The sequence below is a fragment of the Blastococcus sp. SYSU D00695 genome (genome assembly GCF_054050555.1).
In genome coordinates, this window is record NZ_JBJGZP010000031.1 from 22,824 (window position 1) to 39,060 (window position 16,237).

The 16,237-nt window shown below is 75.0% G+C and carries 16 protein-coding genes and 1 riboswitch; of the genes, 9 read left to right on the forward strand and 7 right to left on the reverse strand.

From position 1 onward, the window contains the following. Positions 1-55 precede the first annotated feature (55 nt). The 4 genes from ACI781_RS16805 to ACI781_RS16820 form a co-directional block, all read right to left on the reverse strand. Positions 56-1,102 carry an LLM class flavin-dependent oxidoreductase gene (locus ACI781_RS16805; RefSeq protein WP_456567268.1) on the reverse strand — a complete coding sequence of 349 codons (1,047 nt, stop codon included), beginning with the start codon at positions 1,100-1,102 and terminating at the stop codon, positions 56-58. Continuing rightward, positions 1,099-2,640, reverse strand: a complete 1,542-nt coding sequence (locus tag ACI781_RS16810) for an APC family permease (RefSeq protein WP_456567269.1) — start codon at positions 2,638-2,640, stop codon at positions 1,099-1,101. The genes ACI781_RS16805 and ACI781_RS16810 overlap by 4 nt, the downstream gene beginning before the upstream one ends. Positions 2,641-2,895: 255 nt before the next feature. Then, on the reverse strand, positions 2,896-3,675 hold the full coding sequence (locus ACI781_RS16815; RefSeq protein WP_456567270.1) for a cache domain-containing protein: 780 nt from the start codon (positions 3,673-3,675) through the stop codon (positions 2,896-2,898). Further along, positions 3,672-4,451, reverse strand: a complete 780-nt coding sequence (locus ACI781_RS16820; protein ID WP_456567271.1) for a FadR/GntR family transcriptional regulator — start codon at positions 4,449-4,451, stop codon at positions 3,672-3,674. The genes ACI781_RS16815 and ACI781_RS16820 overlap by 4 nt, the downstream gene beginning before the upstream one ends. A 126-nt stretch (positions 4,452-4,577) precedes the next feature. On the opposite strand from ACI781_RS16820, the gene ACI781_RS16825 reads away from it, so the two are divergent. From ACI781_RS16825 to ACI781_RS16835, 3 genes are read left to right on the forward strand one after another with little or no spacing between them, the layout of a single operon-like run. Next, a complete protein-coding gene (locus ACI781_RS16825; RefSeq protein ID WP_456567272.1) occupies positions 4,578-6,071 on the forward strand; it encodes a (Fe-S)-binding protein in 1,494 nt (497 codons plus the stop codon). A 2-nt stretch (positions 6,072-6,073) separates the two neighbouring features. Further along, positions 6,074-7,651 (forward strand): FAD-binding oxidoreductase, encoded by a 1,578-nt coding sequence (locus ACI781_RS16830; protein ID WP_456567273.1) that lies wholly within the window; start codon positions 6,074-6,076, stop codon positions 7,649-7,651. Beyond that, complete coding sequence (locus tag ACI781_RS16835; protein WP_456567274.1) at positions 7,638-7,982, forward strand: hypothetical protein; 345 nt, start codon at positions 7,638-7,640, stop codon at positions 7,980-7,982. Before ACI781_RS16830 ends, ACI781_RS16835 begins: the two co-directional genes overlap by 14 nt. Before the next feature lie 81 nt (positions 7,983-8,063). Here ACI781_RS16835 and ACI781_RS16840 read toward each other — a convergent pair whose 3' ends face one another. The 3 genes from ACI781_RS16840 to ACI781_RS16850 all read right to left on the reverse strand — a co-directional run bounded on the left by ACI781_RS16840 (position 8,064) and on the right by ACI781_RS16850 (position 10,581). After that, positions 8,064-9,035, reverse strand: coding sequence for a siderophore-interacting protein (locus tag ACI781_RS16840; protein WP_456567275.1), 972 nt, complete (start codon positions 9,033-9,035; stop codon positions 8,064-8,066). 88 nt (positions 9,036-9,123) lie between these two features. Continuing rightward, entirely contained in the window at positions 9,124-10,080 is a 957-nt protein-coding gene (locus tag ACI781_RS16845; protein ID WP_456567276.1) for an EamA family transporter, read from the reverse strand. Positions 10,081-10,182: 102 nt separating this feature from the next. Further along, positions 10,183-10,581 (reverse strand): VOC family protein, encoded by a 399-nt coding sequence (locus tag ACI781_RS16850; RefSeq protein WP_456567277.1) that lies wholly within the window; start codon positions 10,579-10,581, stop codon positions 10,183-10,185. Between the two features lie 121 nt (positions 10,582-10,702). Between ACI781_RS16850 and ACI781_RS16855 the strand changes: the two genes are divergently transcribed. The 6 genes from ACI781_RS16855 (at position 10,703) to metX (ending at position 16,080) form a co-directional block, all read left to right on the forward strand. Beyond that, positions 10,703-11,083 (forward strand): hypothetical protein, encoded by a 381-nt coding sequence (locus ACI781_RS16855; protein ID WP_456567278.1) that lies wholly within the window; start codon positions 10,703-10,705, stop codon positions 11,081-11,083. Between the two features lie 86 nt (positions 11,084-11,169). Continuing rightward, complete coding sequence (locus tag ACI781_RS16860; protein WP_456567279.1) at positions 11,170-11,973, forward strand: thioesterase family protein; 804 nt, start codon at positions 11,170-11,172, stop codon at positions 11,971-11,973. 51 nt (positions 11,974-12,024) lie between these two features. Next, positions 12,025-12,915 carry a mechanosensitive ion channel family protein gene (locus ACI781_RS16865; protein ID WP_456567280.1) on the forward strand — a complete coding sequence of 297 codons (891 nt, stop codon included), beginning with the start codon at positions 12,025-12,027 and terminating at the stop codon, positions 12,913-12,915. Then, positions 12,912-13,442, forward strand: a complete 531-nt coding sequence (locus ACI781_RS16870; RefSeq protein WP_456567281.1) for a hypothetical protein — start codon at positions 12,912-12,914, stop codon at positions 13,440-13,442. Before ACI781_RS16865 ends, ACI781_RS16870 begins: the two co-directional genes overlap by 4 nt. 60 nt (positions 13,443-13,502) lie before the next feature. Next, a riboswitch (SAM riboswitch) is annotated at positions 13,503-13,618 on the forward strand. Positions 13,619-13,661: 43 nt separating this feature from the next. Continuing rightward, positions 13,662-14,954 (forward strand): bifunctional o-acetylhomoserine/o-acetylserine sulfhydrylase, encoded by a 1,293-nt coding sequence (locus tag ACI781_RS16875; RefSeq protein ID WP_456567282.1) that lies wholly within the window; start codon positions 13,662-13,664, stop codon positions 14,952-14,954. 1 nt (position 14,955) lies between these two features. Then, positions 14,956-16,080: a homoserine O-acetyltransferase MetX gene (metX, locus tag ACI781_RS16880; RefSeq protein WP_456567283.1), complete on the forward strand. Its 1,125-nt coding sequence runs from the start codon at positions 14,956-14,958 to the stop codon at positions 16,078-16,080. Positions 16,081-16,237: the final 157 nt, after the last annotated feature.

The window sequence follows — 16,237 nt, forward strand, 5'->3', positions numbered from 1 at the left end:
TCCGGCCCCGGCAGACGTGGGGAAGGCCTCCCATGCCCGGCACCGGCCGGACCCGTCAGGCGAAGGCGGGCATGACCTCGTCGTGGATGAGCTGCAGCTGCTCCTCCACCGTCGCCACCCCGGGCACCTCGCGGCCGGTGAACGCCTTGACCAGCGAGGCGTCGGTGATCGCGGCGATGAGGTGGTTGACCCCGGCGGGCTCGATCTCCTTGATCTTCGCCGTCACCTCCTCCGGGGTGCCGGCGAAGGAGAGCTTCTCGGCGAGCTCGGGGGTGGTGAGCTCGATGCCCCGGGCGAGGTCGCCGCCGCCGATCGCGTCGATGACCGGCTCCAGGTCCGCGGGGTCGACGCCGTTGCGCTCCAGCTGCTCGGCGGGCATCGAGGAGGCGTAGATGCCCACCATGCTGCGGGCGGCGTCCTTCGCCGCCGCCGAGTCCCGGCCGACGGACAGGACGACCCAGGCCCCGAAGTCCAGCGTCGTCCAGTCCTTGCCGGCCCGCTCCGCACCCAGCCGCAGGTTCTCGGCGGCGTAGTCGTAGGCCGCGCGGGTGTAGCTGAGGGCGTGGTGGCAGCCGTCGGAGTGCTCGGCCGCCGCCTGGAACGACCTCGGCCCGCGCATCGCGCCCATCTTCACCGGCAGCCGGTCCTGCACCGGCCGGGCGAAGGTGAACAGCCCGTCATAGGAGAAGAACTCGCCGTCCATCGTGATGGCGCCGTCGTCCAGGAACGTGCGGATGACCTTGACACCCTCGACCACCCGGGACAGCGGCCTGGTCGTCGTCCAGTCCGTCTTGTACTGCGCGAGCAGCCCGAAGTTGCCGCTGGAGAGCACGACCTCCGCCCGGCCGCCGGTCAGCTCGTCGAGCGTGGCCGCGGCCTGGGCGATGAGCGTGGGCTCGCGCAGCGTGACCGCCGAGACGCTGGGCCCCATGCGGACCCGGGAGGTCTGCGCGGCCGCGGCGGCGAACAGCAGCCACAGGTCCTTGTGCCACGTCTCGTCGGCCGCGTAGACCGCGTGGAAGCCGAGCTCGTCGGCCAGCCTGATCGCCCGCAGCGACTCCTCGAGCGGGTAGTCGGGCAGCATCGCGTAGCTGAACCTCATCGGATCTCCTCGGTGATCTGGGCGCGGGCGCCCTCTCGGATCTGGCGGAGCTGCGCCGCGACCTCGCGGGCGTCACCCTCGGGGACGTCGGCGGAGTGGCGGTCGGGCCGGGCGAGGAACAGGTAGAGCAGGCCCGAGCCGCCGACCACGACGAGGCCCAGGAGCACGATCCACCGGTCGAGGAAGGTCTCCGTCCCCGGCGCCGGCTTGACGAGCAGGACGATCGCGGAGATGCCGTAGGCCAGGGCCAGGACGTTGACCACCAGGCCGGCCGAGCCCAGGTTCCACAGCCCCGCCGGGCGCCAGCCCTTGAGCCGCTGGCGCAGCGCCGCCAGCACCACGGACTGGAACGCGACGTAGATCCCGAGGATCGCGAAGGCGGTGACCCGGGCGAGGGTGTCCGGCTGGAGGTAGACGAACAGGCAGATCAGGATCGGGACGACGCACACCACGAGCAGCGCGTTCGTGGGGACGGCGTGCCGCGTCGAGAGGTGGGACAGCCAGCCGCTCGCGGGCAGCATCCGGTCCCGGGCGAAGGCGTACAGGAGGCGGCTCCCCGCGGCCTGCAGCGAGAGCACGCAGGAGATGAACGCGACGACGGTGACGACGAGGAAGACCTTGGCGCCCACCGTGCCCAGCGTGGCGTCGAGGATGGTCGGGATCGGGTCGGTGTCCTCGCCGGCCATGATCGCCTGGAGCTGCGCGTCGGGCGCCGCCAGCACGTAGCCGGCGTAGGAGACCAGGCCCGAGACCCCGCCGACCAGGATGGTGAGCACCATGGCGCGCGGGATCCGGCGGGCAGGGTCGGCGACCTCCTCGGCGACGTCGCCGCAGGCCTCGAAGCCGTAGAAGAGGAACAGGCCGGACAGCGCGGCCGCCAGGAAGGTGCCGAGGTAGCCGTCGCCACCCCCGGCGCCCAGGGTGTCGAAGAAGATCGAGAGGGGCTGCTCGCGCTGGAAGAGCAGCAGGTACAGCCCGAGGGCGATGACCCCGATCAGCTCGGCGGCCAGGCCGATCTTGGCGATGCGCGCCAGGCTCCGGGTGCCGGAGTAGTTCACGACGAAGGCGACGACCAGCAGCCCGACGGCGGTGCCGAGGGCGACACCCGGGGTGGCCTCGATGTCGAGCAGCGCGGCGACGAAGCCGCCGCCGAACTCGGCGACCGACGTGACGGTCACGATGATCGCCCAGATGTAGACCCAGGAGACGATCCAGGCCATGCGCCGGTTCCACAGTCGCCGGGTCCACGGGTAGATGCCGCCGGCCAGCGGGTACTGGGAGACCACCTCGCCGAACACCAGCGACACCAGCAGCTGGCCGATGCCCACGATCACGATCCACCAGATCGCCGGTGGCCCGCCGATGGAGAGGCTGTAGGCGAACAGCGAGTACACGCCGACCAGGGGCGACAGGTACGTGAACCCGAGGGCCATGTTCGCCCACAGGCCCATGCTGCGGTGGAACTGACCGGTGTAGCCCAGGGCCGCCAGCTGTGCGTCGTCGTCGGTCCGCCCGTCGTGGGCTCCGGATGGGGTCACGGGGATCTCCTCGGGGTGCGCTGCCGGCTCGTCGGGGACCGATGTGCCGTGGGCCACAGGAACGCCGGAAACCTATAGAGCCAGAGGTCACAGGACAAGGCTCATCGGACGCCGCCCGACGACGCCCACCCCGGCGCCCCAGCGCCCCTCCGTCCCCACGGGACCGGACTGCGGCACCACAGGACCACGGCGCCGCCCGGCGACGCCCGGGCCCCGGATGCCGCGGGGTGCCGGCCGGACGTCCGGCCACGGCGGTCAGGCGGTGAGCGCGGAGCCCTCGTCGACGAGCACCAGCCGCCAGGGCGTGCCGTCGACCTCGGTGACCGGTCCGGCCATCCCCGCCGCCGTCGCCATCCCCGCCGCCGTCGCCGTCCCCGCCGCCGCCGTCACCGCCCCCGGCTCCGTCCCCGCCTCCACCACGAGTTCGCCGACGAGCCGGCGCGGCGTGGTGGACACCACCACGCGCCCGCTGGGGTCGAGCACGACGAAGGGGACCGGCGGGCCGCCGAGCCGGTCCAGCAGGTGCCGCTCGAAGCGGTGCACCGACACGTCGACCCCGGCGACGCCGACGAACTCCCCGGCGGCCAGGACGGGCTCGGTCAGGGTGAGCACGTAGCGGCCGGTGCCGTGCACGTCGACGTACGGGCCGACGACGTGCCGCCCGCCGGTCCGGCGCGGGACGTCGTACCACTCGGCGGTCGTGTAGTCGTAGTAGCCCAGGCTCGTCGGCCGCAGGTCGGGTTCCAGCCGGCGCAGCCGGTCCTCGCCCGGGTCCACCTGCCACCACTCCAGCCGGAGGGGCCACCCCCGCTCGGGCCGCGGGGCGAGGACCAGCCCGAGCCCGACGGCCAGCTGGCCCGGCTCCAGCAGCAGCTCCCGGACGCCGTCGTCCAGCAGGGGCCGTCCCGCATCGGCGGCCTCGCCGGCCCCGGGACGCAGCCCCGCGTGCACGGAGGCGACCGTCGCGAAGCCCCGCTCGACGACCTCGCCGAGCGCCGCGGCCACGCGCCGGGAGGCCCCGCCCCGCGCGGTCACGAGACCTCGCGCCGCTCGGCCGGGGCCCCGCCGGCGGCCCGTGCGCGCATCCGCAGCTCGATCGACCAGGCCGTCCGGCGCGCGACGTGTTCCTCGGCGAGCACCCGCGCCAGGGCCGCGTCCCGGGACGCGATCGCGTCCACCACCGCCCGGTGGCCGGCGACGATCACGCCGAGCAGCTCGGGCACGTGCGCCGGGGGCCAGGGCAGCTGCCCGAGCTCCAGGTGGAGGTCCATCTCCTGCATGGTCAGGCGCACCGACTGCGCGCAGGCGGCGAGCTCGACGTAGAAGCGCCCCTCGATGCGGCGCTGGGCGGTGACCGTGTCGGCCGACGCGAGCCGGTCGACGAGGTCGCGCAGCCGGGCGACCTCGGCCGCCGACGCACGGGACGCCGCCAGCCGCGCCGCGGCCGAGGCGATGGCCGAGTGCACGTCGCCGAGCTCGCGCAGGTCCGCCGTGCCGAGCTCCGCCAGCCGCGCGTCGGCCAGCTCCCCGAGGACGTCGTCGCGGGCGCGGACGAAGCTGCCCCCGCCCCGCCCCCGGCGGGTCTCCACCAGCCCCAGGCCGCGCAGCTCGGCCAGCGCCTCGCGCAGCGTCATGGTGGAGACGTTGAGCATCGTGGCCAGGTCGGTCTCGGCCGGGAGCTGCTCGCCGTCGCCGAGCAGGCCCAGCGCGATGGCGCTGCCCATGCGCCGCACGACGGCCTCGCTGCGCAGCGCGCCGTCGTGGAGCGGGGCGAAGACGGCACGCCGCGCGTCCCCGCTGAGCACCTGCACGCTCGCCTCCTGCGACCGGGTCGTCGGTCCCAGTGTGGCACCCCGGGTGCCGGCTCTTAACCGTTGATTCCAGAGGTTTTCGTGGTTAGCGTGGCCCCACCCCAGCCCCTGTGACGAGGAGCACCAGTGACACAGGTCGAGCCGGAGCGGACCCGCGAGGCGGATGCGCTCTCGAAGCCCTTCACCCCGGGAGCGCCGTCCAACCCCCCGGAGCTCGCCGACTACCCCGAGACGCTGGCCGGGCCGGTCCCGCCGCCGGTCGCCGACGCGAGGACGGCGGCCTTCGTCGAGCAGTGGCGCAACACGTCGTACAACTGCTTCTCCTCCGGCCACAAGTTCTGCCGCGAGGTCTGCCCGGTCACCCAGGTCGAGCGCAACGAGTCGTGGACGCCGACCGCCTTCCACGCCAACGTCGTCGCCATGGAGCGTGGCGAGCTCACGATCGCCGACGTCGCCGCGGACTACGTGAACTGCACGCAGTGCGGCGCGTGCGAGCTGCGCTGCCCCAACACGCTGTTCACCGGGGACTTCTACCGGTTCCGCACGCGCACCGTCGACGTGGTCAAGGCCGTGCGCTCGCTCGCCGTCGAGAGCGGCGTCCACCAGCCCAACTGGCAGGTCTGGAACGAGCGCACCGACCTGCGCACGCACGAGCCGGTCCTCGGCGAGACCCCGGTCAGCCAGGAGAAGGTCCGGGACTGGGCCGAGGGCCTGGACATCCCCGTCGGCGGCGAGACGGTCCTGTTCGTCGACTGCGAGGCCGCCTTCTACCGGACGTCGGTGCCGCGGGCGGTGGCCCAGATGCTGCAGCTGGCCGGCTACGAGTTCGGGCTCATGGAGGAGCAGTGGTGCTGCGGCGGCCCCGCCGCCGAGATGGGCTACGCCGAGCAGGCGAAGCGCTTCGCCCGGCACAACCTGGACAACTGGCGGAAGACCGGCACCAAGCGGCTGCTGGTGCTCGACCCGCACGACTACATCAGCTTCACCGAGGACTACCCCCGGTACTTCGGCGAGGAGTTCGACATCGAGGTCGTCCTCGTCATCGAGGTCCTGGCGCAGCTGCTCCGCGAGGGGCGGCTGACCCCGTCGGTGCCGGTCGACCGGGCGATCACTTACCACGACCCGTGCCGGCTCAACAAGCGCAAGGGCATCTGGCAGGAGCCCCGCGAGCTGCTGCGCGCGATCCCCGGCCTGCGGTTCGAGGACGTCGACCGGGTGACCCAGTGGTCGTACTGCTCCGGAGGCGGCGGCGGCCTGCCGGTCGAGAAGCCCGAGCTCACCGCGAAGATCAGCGCGATGCGCCTGGAGCGCGCGGCGGAGCTCGACGTCGACACCCTGGTGAGCGCCTGCCCCTGGTCGGAGCGGCCGCTGAGCGAGGCGGGCGACGCCGAGGACATCGACGTGGTCGACCTGCACGAGCTGTTCGCCCAGTCCCTCGGCATCACCGTGGGGGGCTCGCGCGGCGACGTCGGCGACCGGCGCCTGGCGCAGGAACGCACCGGCGTGGCCGGCCGCGCCCGCAGGACCCAGGGCAGCAGCCGCGGCGGCTGCGGCGGGGGCGGGGGTTGCGGCGGCGGGTGCGGGAGCGGTTCCGGCGGCTGCGGGTGCGGGGGGCACTGACGATGACGATCACCGACCCGAGCGGGACCCCGCCGATCGGCGCCGTCCCGCTGCTCACCGAGCCGCTCAGCGACGACCGCCTCCACCAGCTCGTCTCCGCGCTGCGGCCGGTCCTGGGCGACGACCAGCTCCTGCTGGCCAAGACCGACCGCTACAACCGCGCCCGCGTGCCCGCGCCGTTCCCGGTGCACCGCTGGTCGGAGCGGGTGCCCGACGTCGTGGTCATGCCGACCTCCACCGAGCAGGTCGCGGCGGTCGTCCGGATCGCCAACGAGCTGGGGATCCCGGTGGTCCCGCGCGACGGTGGCACCGGGCTCACCGACGGCGCCGTGCCGCACCGGCGGGGCATCGTCGTCGACGTCAAGAAGATGAACCAGATCCACGAGCTGGACCTGGTGAACCGGACCGTCACCGTCGGCACCGGCATCAGCATGCTCAAGCTCAACGAGCGGCTGGCCGAGCACGGGCTGTTCTACCCCGACGACCCGGCGTCCTACCCGTGCTCGCTGGTCGGCGGGCGGATCGGGACCAGCGGCTGGTCGCTGATCGGCAGCCGCTACGGGCACACCCGCGACCTGGTGCTGAGCTTCGACCACGTGCTGCCCACCGGCGACGTCCTGCACGTCGGGGACGGCATCGGCCAGAAGATCAGCAAGTCCTCCAGCGGCTACCAGCTCAAGCACCTGTTCATGGGCCACCAGGGCACGCTGGGCATCGCCACGAAGGCGACGCTCAAGCTGTTCCCCAAGCCCGAGGCCGAGCTCTCCCCGTTCTGGGCGTTCGACGACTACGCGGCCGCGCACGCCTGCACCGGCGCGCTCGCCCGCGCGGGCGTGGCCACCTTCGCCGGGGCCGTGCTGTTCGACGAGCACAAGGTCGCCTACCTGCGCCGGGACGACGAGGCCTACATCCCGCAGCCGACCGACGTCCGCGCGCTGGTCTGCGCGGTCATGTACGGCTACGAGGACGAGGTGCGGGCCGGCGGCAAGCGGCTGTTCCGCATCGCCAAGGAGCACGGTGCCCGCTACCTCGGCGACGAGATCTCCGAGGGCGACTGGGCGGCCCGGCACGACCGGTACGCCACGCCGCTGCACGGGCGGACCAAGGACGGCCAGGTCATCCCGATGTCCTGGCACTGCGAGGACGCCGCGGTCAACTTCTCGAACGTCCCGGCCGTCAGCCGCGCCTGGCACGAGATCCTCGCCGACCTCCGCCGCAAGACCGACGTCTTCGACGACTGGGGCATGTTCGCCTACACCTCGGCCGCCACCGGCGTGGACTACCTCACCGAGATCGACGTCGGCATCTGGGAGCAGCGCCTGGACGACGCCGCCTGGGCGGCCTGGGTGCAGGCCAAGCGGGACATCGCCGCCGTCGCCCTCGCCCACGGCGGCTCGATGAGCGCCTGCCACGGCTCCTGCCGCGAGGGCGAGGTCGACCTCCTGCCGCAGGAGCTCGGCACGGGGTTCGACGTGATGCTCGAGGTCAAGCGCGCGCTGGACCCCAACAACGTCATGAACCCCGGCAAGTACCTGCTGGACCGCGCGTACGGGAGGGACACGACCGATGAGGGACGTTGAGACCGACGGCCACGGCGCGGCCGCGGCCGACCCCGGGCCGGCCGCCACGGCGCCCTACCGCTTCGCCGAGCAGCACACCCCGCCGCCGGCGCAGCGGGTCAGCGAGGTGGCGCAGACGACCTTCGAGCACGTCTACGAGGTCGACCCGCGGCTGATGGAGCGGCACGTGCTCCAGCAGGTGTTCCCCAACTGGGACACCCTGCGGATCATGCGCAGCCGGCACGACCACCTGGCCTGGATGCACCGGCACTTCGCCGAGAAGGTGGTCACCGGCTCGGAGATCCTCGCCGAGGTCGAGCAGGAGACCGCCCCGACGCCGCCGTCCGCCTGACGCCGGGGCCGCGCCCGGGGCCGGGGGTCGCCACCGCGGCTCGCGGCCCCGGCGCGCGGCGGGCGCAGGTGCGGCCCCCGGTCAGCCGGCGACGCCCTCCCGCCAGTAGCCCATGAAGGCGACGGCGTCGCGCGGCACGCCGAGCTCGGTGACCAGGTGACGGCGCAGCTGCTTCACCACACCCGCCTCCCCGGCCAGCCAGGCGTAGCAGCCGGCGGTGGCGTCGACGTCGGGGACCTCCCACAGCGGCTCGGCGTCCACGTCGACGTCCTCGACGTCCGAGACGTCCGAGACGTCCTGGCTCATCGCGGTCCGGGCGATGCCCAGCTCGCGCAGCGCCGCCTGAACCGCCGGGACCAGCAGCCCGCCCCGCGCCGCGCCGGACCGGGGCAGCCAGCGGACCGTGACGCCCTCGGGGACGTCGAGCGCCTGCTCGTCACCGGCCTCCGGCACCTCCAGCAGGGCGACGACGCGGCGCCCCGGCGCCAGCCCCTCGAGGATCGCGCCGACCGCGGGCACGGCCGTCTCGTCGGCGGCCAGCAGCAGCGTGTGCGCCGCGGCCGGCGGCGCCCACTCCACGCCCCACATGCGGCCGGTCCCGGGACGGTCCGGCCCCAGCAGCACCAGCCGGTCCCCGGGGACGGCGCCCGCGGCCCAGGTGGCGGCCGGGCCGGCGTGCCCGCCGTCGACCCCGTGCAGCACGACGTCGACGTCGACCTCGGCCCGCTCGGGACGGGCCGCGCGGACGGTGTAGGTCCGCAGGAACGGCCGGACGTCGTCGGCCAGCGCGCAGTAGGCGGTGTACCAGTCCGGGCCGGGGGCGAGGAGGCCCATGACGTCGCTGCCCGGCCGCCGAGGCAGGACGAACTTGATGCGCTGGTCGTCCCCGGCGGCCCCGAAGGAGGCCAGGCCCGGCGCCGTCAGGGTGAGGCGCACGGTGCTGGGCCCGAGGCGGCGGGTGGCGGCCACGGCGGTGTCGTAGAAGCACCAGCCCGGCGCCTCGACCGTGGCCGGGACCTGCACGGGCCCGGCGGCGGCTTCGGTGGTGGTCACGAGCGGGCCCCGTTCCTCGGCGCCACCCCCGGCGGGCAGCTGCTTAGGCGAGGCTAACCTGCTCTGCCCGTCGGCGGGAGTCCCCCGGTCAGGTCGGTGCGACCTCGGCGGCCGGCGCCGTGTCCGGCGCGCGGCGCGCGGTCTGCGCCAGACCGATCCCGGCGAGGACGACGAGCCCGCCCAGCACCTGCCAGCCGGTGAGCACCTGCTCCACCCACAGCCACGCCACGACCGAGGCGAACACCGGCTCCACGGTGGCCACCAGCCCCGCCGTCGTCGGCGGCAGGTGACGCAGCGCGCCGATCGACAGCCAGAACGGCAGGATCGCGCCGCAGACGACGATCCACGCGACCAGCACCCCCAGCGGCACCTGCGCGGACCCGATCGAGATCGGCACCCGGTCGGCCAGCACCGCGGCGTCGAAGGTCCACCACGGTGCGGCGACCGACCAGAAGAGCGCCGCCGCGACGAAGCTCCAGCAGGTCAGCGCCACCGGGTCCCGGGTCGCCGTCCCCCGCTCGCCCATCAGGTAGTACGTCGCCAGGCAGGCCGCCGCCCCGAAGGCCGCGGCGACGCCGGTGGCCGACAGCGAGCCGCCGCCCTCCCACACCTGCGCCACCAGCAGCAGCCCCGACAGCGACAGCCCCAGCGCCGCCCACAGCCGGCGGCGCACCCGCTCCCGGCGGACCAGCCACACGTACAGCGCGATGAGGACCGGCGCCGTCATCTCGAAGACCAGCGCGATCCCGACCGGCAGCCGGTCGATCGCCACGTAGTAGAGGAACTGGGTGAGCGCGACGCCCACCACGCCGAACGCGGCGAGGAAGGGCACCTCGCGCCAGGTCAGCCGCAGGCGGGCCGGGGAGAGGACGGCCAGCAGCGCCAGCAGCCCGACCGCGGCGCCCGCGCAGCGCAGCGCCACCAGCCGGGTCGGCTCGACGCCGGCCTGCAGGGCGAGGGTGGACACCGTCCCGTTGACGCCGAACAGGGCGGCCGACCCGATCGTCGCCGCGTAGCCGAGGCCGGGACGGACGGCGACGGGCACGGGCCGGACGGTAGTCCCCGAACCGCCCCGTGCCCCCTACGCCCCGCGCAGGCCCGGGCCCGCCCGGTGCAGGACCGCAGACGTACACCGGGGAGGGGGCGGTCAGCCGACGGCCGAGGGGTCCATCCAGATGACCTCCCAGACGTGCCCGTCCGGGTCGGCGAAGCTGACGCCGTACATGAAGCCGTGGTCCTGGGCCGGCTTCCACGGCTTGCCGCCCGAGGCCAGCGCGCGGGCGAGCAGGTCGTCGACCGCCTCGCGGCTGTCGGCCGAGATCGCCGTCAGCTGGGTGGGGCCCGCCGCCGGGTCACCGATCGGGCCGGTCACGAAGTCGGCGAAGCGCTGGCGGGTCAGCAGCATCACGGAGACGTTCTCCTCGACCACCACCGAGGCCGCGTTCTCGTCGGAGAACTGCTCGTCGAAGGGGAAGCCGAGCCCCGCGTAGAAGGCCCGCGACGCCGCGAGGTCGGAGACGGCGAGGTTGAGGAAGATCCGGCGCACGGTGCTGCTCCTGTCGTCGGGGGGCCGCTCGGCCCCGTCGGAGGAGAGACGGACGGCGACACGCGAACTCATCGGCCCCCGGTCTGATGCGCCGGGCCCGGTCACCGGGGACCCTCGGTCCGTGACCTCCCCGCACCCGCCGTGGTCGCCCCGCCGGCGCCGCACGCTGCTGCTGCTGGGGCTCGCCGTCGTCCTCTTCGGGCTCGCCGGCGTCGCGCTGCCGGCGCAGTACGGCGTCGCCTCCGTCTACCTCGCCGCGCTGGCCGCCTTCCTGCTGGTCGTGGCGCTGGTCGTCTTCGTCGCGATCCCCGGCCCGGGCACCGTCGACGTCCTGCTGCGCTCCCTCACCGTCTCCGGTGCCGTGCTGGTGGTCGCGGTCCTGCTGGTGCTGTCGACGGCGGGCGAGCCGCTGCGCTGGCTGTGGGTGCTCGCCGCGCTGGCCGCGGCCGGGTGGCTGGGGACGGCGCTCTGGCTGGCCCGCCGCGACGGCTCGGTCGGCTGACCGCGACGGGACCACCCCTCGCCGACGACCGGGGCGACGCGGCGGCCGGTCGCGGGCCGGGGCCGGCCGCGGGCGAGACTGCGGCGGTGGACCTGCCTGCCGCGCTGTACCTGCCCGACGGGGACGACCCGGACGGCGGGGCGTTCCTCGCCACCGCGCTCACCATCGGCCCGTGGGACCCCGGCCTCCAGCACGCCGGGCCGCCCGCGGCGCTGCTGGCCCGGGCGGTCGAGCGGGCCGGCGGCGTCCCCGGCGGCCGGCCGGTGCGGCTGTCCTTCGACGTGCTGGGGCCGGTGCCGGTCGGCCCGGTCCGCGTCGCCACCCGCGTGCTGCGGCCGGGCCGGCGGGTGGAGCTGGTCGAGGCCACGCTGGAGGCCGGCGGCGTGCCGCGGATGCGGGTCACCGCCTGGCGGATGCGGGTCCGGGAGGGCTCACCGGTCGACGTGCCGGCCCCCGACCTGCCGCACCACACCGGGCCGCAGGCCGGCCGCCCGGAGCTGCCCCGGTTCTTCTCCGAGGAGGTCGCCTACCACCGGGCGCTGGAGTGGCGGTTCACCAGCGGCTCGTTCAACGCCCCCGGACCGGCCGCGGCGTGGACCCGCCCGCTGGCGCCGCTGGTCGCCGGCGAGGCGATCACCCCTCTGGAGCACCTGCTCGTGATGACGGACGCGGCCAGCGGCATCTCCGCCGAGCTGGACTGGACGCGCGCCACGTTCGCCAACGTCGACCTGACCGTGTCGCTGTACCGGCAGCCGGCCGGGGAGTGGCTGGGCATGGACGCCACCACCTCGCTCGGGCCCGCCGGCGCGGCCCAGTGCTTCACGGACCTGTTCGACGGCACCGGCCGCATCGGCCGCTCCGCGGCCTCGCTGTTCGTCGAGCCGCGCTGAGCCCGTCGGCGAGAATGGTCCCGACGGACGACGGAGGACGAGGGGAAGGCCGTGCAACCGCTGGACGAGCTGCTGGACTGGCTGTCGGGCCGCGGCCTGGAGATCGTGCTCATCATCCTGGCCTCGGTGCTCCTGGCCCGGTTCGTCGCCTGGACCGGCAGCAAGATCACGACCAGCATCGACCGGCGCTCGACCGGCGGTGACGCGCTGGTCCGGTCCGAGGCGGCCAAGCACCGGCACTCGCTCACGCAGGTCATCACCTGGACGCTGGTCGTCCTGATCTACGCCGTCGCCGTCTTCTTCGTGCTCGACCGGCTCGGCGTGCCCGTCACCGGCCTCGTCGCGCCCGCCACCGTGCTCGGCGTCGGCCTCGGCTTCGGCGCGCAGCGGATCGTCGGCGACGTCCTCGCCGGGTTCTTCATCATCACCGAGCGCCAGTACGGCTTCGGCGACGTCGTCTCCATCCAGGTGGTGGGCGGCAACGACCCGGCCCGCGGGACGGTGGAGGACGTCACGCTGCGGATCACCCGGCTGCGGTCGGCCGACGGCGAGGTGATCACCCTGCCCAACGGCCAGATCGTCAAGGTCGTCAACCTGTCCCGCGACTGGGCGCGCGCGGTGGTCGACGTCCCGGTGCCGGCCGCCGTCGACGTCAACCAGGTCAACGAGATCCTCCGCGGGGTCGGCCACGACGCGTTCGCCGACCCGGCCCTGCGCCCGCTGCTGCTCGACGAGCCCTCGGTGATGGGCGTGGAGAGCCTGGGCCTGGACGAGGTGAACGTCCGGATGGTGGCCCGGACGCTGCCCGGCAAGCAGTTCGAGGTGGGCCGAGACCTGCGGGCGCGGGTCGTGCTGGCCTTCCGGCGGCACGGGCTGAACGTGCCGCCGCCGCCCGTGGCCACCGACGCCCCCGGCGTCCTGTCCGCCCGGGGGGACGGGTGAGCGGCGCCGACGGCCGCGGGCCCGGCGAGCCCGCCCGCGACGTGCCGGCGACCGGCGTCCTGCCGACCGCCCCGGCGCCCACGCCGACCACCGCCCCGGCCGACGGCCCGCGCCGCTGGTGGGCGGCGATCCCGCGCCGGCTGGGCCGCGCCCGGACCTCGACCGTCGTCCTCGCGGTGCTGTTCGTCGCCCTCGGCGTCCTCTACCTGTACGTGCACCCGGAGGCCGCCGGGGCCGAGCCCGCCGGGGACGGCGGCGAGGTGGCCGTCGTCCCCGCACCGGCCCCTGCTCCCGAGCCGACACCGGCCGCCCCCTCCCCCACCGCCCCGCCGGCGGAGTCGACCGCCCCGGCCCCGACGAGCGCGAGCCCCACCGCCGCGCCGACGACGACCGGCGGGGAGGCGACGCCCTCCGGCACCCCCGGGTCGTCGTCCCCCGCGACCGGCAGCCCGACCGGCAGCCCGACCGGCACGGCGCCGGCCGCCCCGACGCCGGCCGACGCGCCCGGGTCCGCGCCGACGACCTGAGCGCCCCGTCGCCGCCACCCCTGTGACGGGTGGGACGACGGGGCCGCTATCTTCGGGGTGGCTCACGAGTGGCAGTGACAAGCACCTGGCTGGCTGCCCGGCAACCTCTCTCCGTCCGAGGTGCTCCCAGGGGAAGAGCCGGTCGGACGGCGCCCGCCGCCCGGCAAGACGGAGTCTCCGGTGCGCCGCCGGGTCTCCCGACCGAGAGGAGACCGGCGCATGACCGACCCCCAGAGCTGGAGCTTCGAGACCCGGCAGATCCACGCCGGCACCAGCCCCGACCCCACGACCGGCGCCCGCGCGCTGCCGATCTACGCCACGACCAGCTACCAGTTCCGCGACGCCCAGCACGCCGCCGACCTGTTCGCGCTGGCCGAGATGGGCAACATCTACACCCGGATCATGAACCCGACGCAGGACGCGCTCGAGCAGCGCGTCGCGTCGCTGGAGGGCGGCGTGGCCGCGCTCGCCGTCGCCAGCGGCCAGGCGGCCGAGACCCTGGCGATCCTCAACATCGCCGAGGCCGGCAGCCACGTCGTCGCGTCGGCGTCGCTGTACGGCGGCACGTACAACCTGCTGCACCACTCGCTGCCCAAGCTCGGCGTCACCGTCTCCTTCGTGGAGGACCCCGACGACCCGGAGAACTGGCAGTCGCTGGTCCAGGAGAACACCAAGGCCTTCTACGCCGAGACGATCGGCAACCCGAAGGGCGACGTCCTCGACATCAGCGCGGTCTCCGAGGTCGCGCACCGCAACGGCGTCCCGCTGATCGTCGACAACACCATCGCCACCCCGTACCTGATCCGGCCGATCGAGTTCGGCGCCGACGTCGTCGTCCACTCGGCGACCAAGTACCTCGGCGGGCACGGCACCGCGATCGCCGGGCTCATCGTCGACAGCGGCAACTTCGACTGGCGCAGCGGCAAGTTCCCCGGCTTCACCGAGCCGGACCCGACCTACCACGGCGTCGTCTACGCCGACCTCGGCGCGCCGGCCTACGCGCTCAAGGCCCGGGTGCAGCTGCTGCGCGACCTGGGCCCGGCCGTCAGCCCGTTCAACGCCTTCCTCGTGGTGCAGGGCATCGAGACGCTGTCGCTGCGCATGGAGCGGCACGTGGCCAACGCCCAGCGGGTGGCGGAGTTCCTCGAGAACCACGACTCCGTGGACCGGGTGAACTACCCGGGCCTGGCGTCCTCGCCGTGGCACACCGCGCAGCAGAAGTACGCCCCGCGCGGCGCCGGTGCCGTGCTGACCTTCGAGCTGCACGGCGGGGTCGAGGCCGGCAAGCGCTTCGTCGACGCCCTGGAGCTGCACAGCCACGTGGCCAACATCGGCGACGTCCGCAGCCTGGTGATCCACCCGGCGTCGACGACGCACTCGCAGCTCACCCCCGAGGAGCAGCTGACCACCGGGGTCACCCCGGGCCTGGTGCGCCTCGCGGTGGGCCTGGAGGGCATCGAGGACATCCTGGCCGACCTCGAGGCCGGCTTCCGCGCCGCCAAGAGCGCCTGACGTGACCGGGGTCCGGGGCGCCGGTCCGGCGTCCCGGACCCCCGCCCGCACCGGCGGCTGGCGCGACGGCGACCCGGTCGGGGACCGGCTGTTCCTCGACGTCGAGGGCCCGGTGGCCCTGGAGCGCGGCGGGGTGCTGCCCGGCGTCCGCGTCGCCTACGAGACGTGGGGGACGCTCGCGCCCGGCGGCGGCAACGCGGTGCTCGTCGAGCACGCGCTGACCGGCGACAGCCACCTGGCCGGGCTCGCCGGCCCCGGGCACCCCACCGCCGGCTGGTGGGGCGGGCTCGTCGGGCCCGGCGCGCCGCTGGACACCGACCGGCTGTTCGTCGTCTGCGCCAACGTGCTCGGCGGCTGCCAGGGCACGACCGGCCCGTCGTCGTCCGCGCCCGACGGCGCCCCCTGGGGCTCGCGGTTCCCGGCGGTGACCGTCGCCGACCAGGTCGCGGTCGAGGCCGCGCTGGCCGACGCCCTGGGCGTCGACCGCTGGGCCGCCGTGCTGGGCGGGTCGATGGGCGGCATGCGGGCGCTGGAGTGGGCCGTCGGGCATCCCGAGCGGGTCGGCGCGCTGTTCTTCCTCGCCTCGGGTGCGGCCGCCACCGCCGACCAGGTCGGCACCCAGACCACGCAGCAGGCGGCGATCCGCGCCGACCCGGCCTGGGCGGGCGGGGACTACCTGCCCGGCCCCGGGCCCGTCGCGGGGCTCGGGGTCGCCCGGCGGATCGCGCACCTCACCTACCGCACCGCGTTCGAGCTGGAGGAGCGCTTCGGGGCGGTCGTGCAGGACGACGGCCGCTTCGCCGTCGCCTCCTACCTGGACCACCACGCCGACAAGCTCGTCGCCCGCTTCGACGCCGGCAGCTACGTGGTGCTCACCGAGTCGATGAACACCTGGGACGTCGGCCGCGGCCGCGGCGGGGTGGAGGCGGCGCTGCGCCGGGTCACCGCCCGGGCCGTCGTCGCCGGGGTGGACAGCGACCGGCTCTACCCCCTGCCGCTGCAGCAGCGCGTCGCCGACGGCCTCGGCGTCCCGCTGCGGGTCGTCTCCTCGCCGTACGGCCACGACGGCTTCCTCGTCGAGATCGACGCCGTCGCCGCGATGGTCCGCGACCTGCTGGGCACCTAGCCCCCCGGCCCGCGCCCCCTCCCCGCGCCCCGCCGTCCCCGCGCCCCGCCGTCCCCGCGCCCCGCCGTCCCCGCGCCCCGCCGTCCCCGCACCCCCGTCCGCGGGGGGGGGGGGGGCGCGGGGGGGGGCGGGGGGCGGGGGGGGGGCGGGGGGGGGG